This window comes from Moheibacter lacus, assembly GCF_014042165.1.
Taxonomy (GTDB): domain Bacteria; phylum Bacteroidota; class Bacteroidia; order Flavobacteriales; family Weeksellaceae; genus Moheibacter; species Moheibacter lacus.
The window spans coordinates 1-6,985 of the sequence record NZ_JACDZE010000006.1 but is presented as its reverse complement, the minus strand read 5'-3'; the positions used below and the strand labels follow the sequence as shown (position 1 = coordinate 6,985).

The 6,985-nt window shown below is 34.8% G+C and carries 8 protein-coding genes and 1 pseudogene; 1 reads left to right on the top strand and 8 read right to left on the bottom strand.

All coding sequences use genetic code 11. From position 1 onward, the window contains the following. Window positions 1–111: 111 nt before the first annotated feature. The 8 genes from HU137_RS12880 to HU137_RS12845 all read right to left on the bottom strand — a co-directional run bounded on the left by HU137_RS12880 (window position 112) and on the right by HU137_RS12845 (window position 6,362). Window positions 112–1,239 carry a PIN domain-containing protein gene (locus tag HU137_RS12880; RefSeq protein ID WP_182044263.1) on the bottom strand — a complete coding sequence of 376 codons (1,128 nt, stop codon included), beginning with the start codon at window positions 1,237–1,239 and terminating at the stop codon, window positions 112–114. A gap of 186 nt (window positions 1,240–1,425) precedes the next feature. Further along, entirely contained in the window at window positions 1,426–2,439 is a 1,014-nt protein-coding gene (locus HU137_RS12875; RefSeq protein WP_182044262.1) for a zinc-binding alcohol dehydrogenase family protein, read from the bottom strand. A 196-nt stretch (window positions 2,440–2,635) separates the two neighbouring features. Continuing rightward, on the bottom strand, window positions 2,636–3,097 hold the full coding sequence (locus tag HU137_RS12870) for an SRPBCC family protein (RefSeq protein WP_182044261.1): 462 nt from the start codon (window positions 3,095–3,097) through the stop codon (window positions 2,636–2,638). A gap of 209 nt (window positions 3,098–3,306) precedes the next feature. Further along, window positions 3,307–3,723, bottom strand: coding sequence for an arsenate reductase ArsC (locus HU137_RS12865; RefSeq protein WP_182044260.1), 417 nt, complete (start codon window positions 3,721–3,723; stop codon window positions 3,307–3,309). Next, window positions 3,720–4,754: an ACR3 family arsenite efflux transporter gene (arsB, locus tag HU137_RS12860; RefSeq protein WP_182044259.1), complete on the bottom strand. Its 1,035-nt coding sequence runs from the start codon at window positions 4,752–4,754 to the stop codon at window positions 3,720–3,722. The genes HU137_RS12865 and arsB overlap by 4 nt, the downstream gene beginning before the upstream one ends. Next, a complete protein-coding gene (locus HU137_RS12855) occupies window positions 4,744–5,157 on the bottom strand; it encodes an OsmC family protein (protein WP_182044258.1) in 414 nt (137 codons plus the stop codon). Before HU137_RS12855 ends, arsB begins: the two co-directional genes overlap by 11 nt. A gap of 10 nt (window positions 5,158–5,167) precedes the next feature. Then, on the bottom strand, window positions 5,168–6,007 hold the full coding sequence (locus HU137_RS12850; protein WP_182044257.1) for an arsenite methyltransferase: 840 nt from the start codon (window positions 6,005–6,007) through the stop codon (window positions 5,168–5,170). Window positions 6,008–6,035: 28 nt separating this feature from the next. Continuing rightward, window positions 6,036–6,362: an ArsR/SmtB family transcription factor gene (locus tag HU137_RS12845; RefSeq protein ID WP_182044256.1), complete on the bottom strand. Its 327-nt coding sequence runs from the start codon at window positions 6,360–6,362 to the stop codon at window positions 6,036–6,038. Window positions 6,363–6,765: 403 nt separating this feature from the next. Here HU137_RS12845 and HU137_RS13150 point away from each other — a divergent pair. After that, window positions 6,766–6,985 (top strand): annotated as a pseudogene (locus HU137_RS13150) (IS1182 family transposase); the annotation flags it as partial.

Here is a 6,985-nt window from a genome sequence, read left to right as displayed (position 1 = left end):
GCTTGGATTTAAGATAGTCAAAAATGGAGGGAATTCTAAATCAATTTGAATTTTGCTGCGCTTAGAGAGCTTTAAAATCGGTCAGATTTTCTTGGTTTTTTGTGAATTTTATCAAAAAAATGGAGTTGTGCAACGGCTACAATTGTTGTGTGCTGCCTTCATTCTTCTGAAATTAGCATCTTCAGGGAAGAAATCATAAAATTCAGTTTTCTCTATTTTTTGTTCAGTTTCATTAAATTCCATTCCAAAATGGAAAAGTATCCAATCGTCAAATATGGGTCGGCCATCTTTGTCAAATGAATTAGGATAAAAGTCTTTTTTTTCATCTACACTATTCAGATACTCTCTTAATTTGTCTAAATCTTTCTCTGGTTCAAAAACCATTTTCACTTTGACGTTTACGTGAACGATTACTTTTATAATACCTGTTTCAGTTTCTTTATGAGCGTAATATTCTTCAATTTCAAATTTTTGGACTTCAAATTCTTCTAGTTTGAAATTTTTTCTTGAATGATAATAGTATCTACTTATATGGCTCGGAATTGAGTTCTTGTCTTTTTTTAATTCTTTTTTAATAATTGGAAGTGGAATGGATTTTAATAACAATTCCTTATTTAGGTTTTCTGACTTAAAGCCATAAACACTTAGAAAGCTTGCAATTGAATCGAAAATCTTTAGATTTTCAACTTTTCTTCTAATCCTGATTTTTTCAAAAAACTTGTTTTCCTTAAAGATTTTGTCATTTGAAATAAGTACAACTTGTTCATCAGAGTATTTTTCACCGATTTCTAATGTATTTGTCCATATGATAAAATCTCTTGTGTTGTCTTTTTTTATCTCTTGTTTGTTTTCTATTAGAAAATCCAACAATTCGTTTTCAGATAAGAATGGTGTCAAAATAGGTCTGAGTCGGTTTTGGGTCAATTTATTTTCAATAAACTCTATTTGGTCTTTAGCGTACTTTTTCAAGTTGGGCTTTTTCAGTTTATCAAACTTTTCAAGGTTTAATAACTTTGAATACGCTCGTTCAATTTCATTGAGATTTTTTTGAATAATTTCTCTTTCGTAATAATCCAAATATTCAAGCAAAACAGCATTAGGTATAATTATTTCTGATGCAGAGGAATAGCAATATTCTTGTAAACTGATGTAATCAATTTTATCAAAAAAATTGGGTCCTAATCCACGAAGGATATTTGTATCTAAAATTATTACGTTAATCATTTTTTCAGGTTGCACACAACGGCCCGCCGGATTTGCGAAGTCCCGAAGGTGTTTTGTGTATCGAAGATACAAAAAAACCGTAGTGATTTAGCAAATCCGCTGTTGTGCAAAGTTCGGAGCGTAGGGTAGAGCTGAGCTACGAGAGCGGATGCAATCCGGCGATGTTAGCCGTTCGCCTTTCTTTATTAGTCATCTATACTTTTAATACTTAATTACTAATTTTCCAATTGTGGTGCCACTCTCTAATTGAGTATGTGCATTTTTGAAGTTTTCAACCGAAAAGCCTTGCAATGTGGTCGTTAAGGTAGATTGTAATATCCCATCATCTAACCACTTTGAAATTTGATTAAGGATGCGATGTTGCTGTACCATATCATCAGTTTGAAACATAGAACGGGTAAACATTAACTCCCAATGAAAACTTACACTTTTACTTTTTAACTGACGTAAATTTACAGGCTCAGTCGGGTCGCTAATAGAACCAATTTTCCCTTGTGGTTTTATTAATTCCACCATTGCATTCCAATATTGATTTAGGTCCACAAAGTCCACAATAAAATCAACAGTTTCATAGCCGATGCTTTTCATCTCTTGTAGTAAGTTTTTATGATTTACTACAAAATCAGCACCCAATTTTTTACACCATTCCATTGAGTTTTCTCTTGATGCAGTGGCAATTACTTTTAAACCTAAAATATTTTTAGCAATCTGAATAGCTACAGAGCCAACGCCGCCAGCACCGCCGATAATTAAAATAGATTTCCCATTGTCTTTTTCTGCACTTAATTGCATTCTGTCGAATAATAATTCAAAAGCTGTCAATGAAGTAAGCGGCATAGCAGCAGATGCCTCGATTGGGATATTATTAGGAGAGAACCCTACAATTCTTTCATCAACTAATTGAAATTCTTGATAACTACCGTCCTTTGTTATATCTCCTGCATAAAAAACGTTGTCACCCTTTTTAAACAAAGTGGCGTTTTCTCCAACCGCTTCAACAACTCCAACAGCGTCCCAACCTATAATTTTGGGATTGTCTGAGATTTTATCTTTCAGACTATTCTGGCGTATCTTATAGTCCACAGGGTTTATTGATACAGCTTGTATTTTCACCAACAATTCATACCCTTTTGGCACTGGTGTTTCTTTTTCAAATTGTATGAAACTGTCTGCTTGTGAAATTGGTAAACTTGTTTTAAATCCTATTGCTTGCATATTTTTTCTATTAAATTATTTTCTTGATTGATTTGCTAAGGTGACGGCTAACGTTTCTGCGCTTGGCGTTCGTGCGGTATTTCGGAGCACTTCACTGTCAACCAAGCACAAATGTTGACAGAAGCAATGAACTTGAATTAACCACTTCAGCCCCTATTGCGGCAATTGGCTGTTAGCGGGTCGTTGTTTTAACTTTTCACTTCTGTTTTATATGAGGAAATTTATCTCCTATTAAGTTAAGTTCAATCCCAAATTCTAGATAAGCTTTTAGTCCATCTAAAACGGTAGTAAAGCCACCCGTATTGTTTTTAATTATCTCGATTAAGTCGTCACCTGTTTGGCTAAAACCGTAGTTTTTAATAACGACATAAGTTGAGTTATCTGTTAATGCTGTAAACTCAAAGTCAACCGTTGTTGTTGGGTCATCCCATTCAATTGTGATTTTTTTATTTGGTATAATTTTCTTTACCTGTATTCCACTTGAAACATTATACATTTCCCATTCCCAAGTGACTGTCTTGCCAACTTCTAATTGTCCGCTTGATTTAGAAAACCAAAATTTCGTTGTAATAGCTGGGTCAATAAAAGCGTGAAAAACGATTGATACAGGTTTTCTGATTAACATTTGTGTTTCTACTGTCGGTATGTTACTTGTCATTTTATTGCTTTTAAAATTTCAAAATTCTGTTTTCGTTGGGTGATCCTACAATGCCCGCTAAAGGTTTTGCGGTTTTGCGTTGAGGGAGATTTTTAGCACAAATGTTGATACAAGAACCGAACTTCAAATATAATACAAAAGTTCAAACGGAGCAATTCACCCCTGCTTGCGTTCAAACCGCTTGGTAGTGCATGTCCTTGTGTTTCAGCTTATAAGTTGTCTGTTACAAACTGTCTGCAATACTCCTTTATTAGCTGTCTGACTTTTCTAAATTCGACAAAGATTTCTTCATCTGTTCCTGTCGCTTTTCCTGGGTCTTGAAAATTTTGATGAAACTTTTTTGCTTTGGTCGGAAAGTATGGACAACGCTCTTTTGCATTATCGCAAACCGTAATTACAAAATCAAAGTCAATGTTGCGATATTCGTCAATATTGTTTGACGTGTGATTTGAAATGTCAATGTCGTCTTCTTGCATTGTCGCAATGGCTTTGAGATTTACTCCGTGTGTTTCAACTCCTGCACTGTAAACATCGGCTTTATTGTCTGCAAAGTATCGTAAGTAACCCTCTGCTATTTGACTTCTACAACTGTTACCAGTGCAAAGCACTAAAATTTTCTTTGTCATTTCGTGTAATATTTTTGTTTTAGGAATAAGCTAACCTTAACCAATAAAATTAGAACTGGAACTTCTACCAATGGTCCGATAACGCCTACAAATGCCTGTGGTGAGTTGATGCCGAAGACAGCAATAGCAACAGCAATTGCCAATTCAAAATTGTTGCCTGTGGCTGTAAATGCTATGGAAGCGTTTTTGTCGTAAGGGATTTTCATCGCTTTATTGATGAAAAAACTCACGAAAAACATCAGTACAAAATAGATGATTAATGGAATGGCTATTTTGATGACATCAAAAGGTAATTCTACAATTTTGTTGCCTTTTAAGCTGAACATTAAAACAATCGTCAGCAAAAGTGCAATCAGTGTTATAGGTGAAATCTTAGGAATAAATTTACGATTATACCAATCTTTCCCTTTTTGTTTTATCAGAATATATCGGGTAAGAAAACCTGCAAAAAACGGAATGCCTAAATATATCAATACACTTTCTGCAACAGCACTCATTGAAACACTTAAATCAAAATTGCCCAAGCCCAAATATTTAGGCAAAACATTGATGAATAGCCAAACAAAAAAGCTATACGATACAATTTGAAAAATACTGTTCAATGCAACAAGCATAGCTGTGTATTCTCTGTTGGCTTTGGCTAAATCACTCCAAACAATAACCATTGCAATACATCTTGCCAAACCAATCAGGATAAGTCCTGTCATATATTCGGGTTCGTTTCGCAAAAACAAAACGGCTAAACCAAACATTAAAACAGTTCCAACTACCCAGTTAAGAATTAGAGAAGCGGTAATTGCTTTTTTATCTTGTATCACTTTGGGTAATAAAGAATAATCTACTTTTGCCAATGGTGGATACATCATCAATATCAATCCAACCGCCAAAGGGATATTAGTAGTGCCAACAGAAACAGCATTGATTTGATTTGGAATATTTGGAAAAAAATAACCCAAACCAACACCAAGTGCCATTGCTAAAAATATCCAGACCGTCAGATAACGGTCTAAGAACTTCATTTTAATATTCATCGTTTTTTACTTGAATAATTTCTCCATTTATAGTGCACGATAACTTTATGGTATTGTAGATTGTGCCAAATTTTTCAATATTCTTCTTTAGCAATATGGTATTTATATTTTCATCAGCACTGTAGATAATTAACTCGTAATTTATATTATCCATTTTCACAGGTTTTTCCGTGCGAATAGCGGACACATTTACTACGGCTTTTGCATAAGTGAAATTCATCATAGCAGAAAATCGTTCTACATTTTTTAGCATACACGCAGCAAAAGCTCCTAAAAAAAGTTCGGCAGGATTAGGTAAAATTTCTGCTGAATTTGAAGTCGTTCCAAAAGCTATCTCATTTTGCTTTATTTGTAGTATCGCATCTTTTGTTGAAACAGATGAAGCCTTAATTTGATATTTCATAATTATTTTTTTAGCAACATTTCGAATTTGGCGTACAACAATCCACTGGTTTTTCAGCATAAACCGTTATGCTTCTAATGACCGTATCGTTTGCTTTGTATTGCGTGATTTCTTCTTCATTTAGATAATCTTTCAAAATATCGTCCGGAACAATAATCGGTTTGTCTTTCTGAATTTGCATATTGACAAAGCCCACTTTTCCTATATAGCTCAAATATTCGTCTTTGTCGATGGCACTTGCAACGCAACCTGCATACATTTCTGCCGCAGATTTAATTTTTTCAGGTAACGCTCCTTTCAAAACAATATCCGATATACTGAAATGTCCGCCTGGTTTTAAAACTCTATACATTTCCGCAAAAACAGCTTGTTTATTCGGCACAAGATTTAAAACACAATTACTCACAATCACATCGGCTATATTTGCAGTAACAGGCATTTTCTCAATATCACCTTGTCTAAACTCCACATTGTTGAAACCCAATTTTTCAGCATTGTTTCGGGCTTTGTTTATCATTGCCTCTGTAAAGTCAATACCAATTACTTTTCCTGTTTCGCCTGTTTCTGCTCTAGCAACAAAGCAATCATTACCAGCTCCGCTACCCAAATCAATTACGGTGTCTCCTTTTTTGATTTTGGCAAATTGGGTGGGCAAACCGCAACCCAAACCTAAATCAGCGTCTGGATTGTAGCCTTGAATGTTGTTGTATTCTTCACTCATAATGTTATACACTTCGGTACTACAACCACCGGCACCACAACAAGATGAAGCGTTGGTTTCTTTGTCTTGCAAGGCTATTTCACTGTATTTCTGCCTTACCATTTCTTTGATTTCTTGCTGTGTGTTCATTGTTATTATTTTATTAATTTGAGATAGATTAACAGCAATTTTGCTTGGTAACTGTTGTGATTATTTTTGAAAAATAATTTTTAAGGACTTCAAAAGTTTTTTCTTCAATGCAGTAGCAAATCGCATTACCTTCGATGCTTCCTTTGATTAGCCCAGCGTTTTTAAGTTCTTTAAGATGTTGCGAAACGGTTGGTTGAGCAAGCGGTAATTCGTTTACAATGTCTCCGCAAATACAAGCATTTACTTTCAATAAATGCTCTATGATAGCCACCCTTGCAGGATGTCCCAATGCTTTTGCAATAGTTGCGATTTGATTTTGTTGGTCTGTAAAGTGGTCTGTTTTTGTTGCACCCATTATTTTGTTTATTTAATATTGCAATATTGCGATAAATATTTAAAACAGCAAAACAAAAATTAAAAAGTTTCAAATTTTTTGGGTGGTGAGTGGGTTTGGTTTGTCCGTTTTTGTCAGTCGGTTGATGTATGCACGGTCGTCTGTACGGTTGCATCTATCGGTTTGGTGCTTGACGCAGGTGGGGATTTTCCCCACAAATGTTAATGCGAAGAACCAAAGTTTGATTAACCACAAATGTGTCTGCGGAGCACTGAACCGCCATTTTGCAAAGCCGATGTCCCTGTTGCACAACACCTGATCAAAAATAGGCAAAGAATTAAAACCCACAAATAAATTGATTGAAAATTGATGTAAAAAAATGATAATCAATTGTTTGAGTGATAATTTTTATGTAAATTAGTACATGCAAGGACGAAAAACATTTAGGCCAAAATTGTTTTATGAACTGAGTTTGAAAGACTGGTACCGGCCGATAATATTTACAGGAAAATCGGGGAGGAATTGGATTTTCAATTTCTGTACGATTCGACTAAAAAGTATTACGGTAGCGAAGGCCAGCAGAGTTTGGATCCGGTGGTTTTTTACAAGATTTTATTGGTGGGTTATTTGAACAATTTGAACAG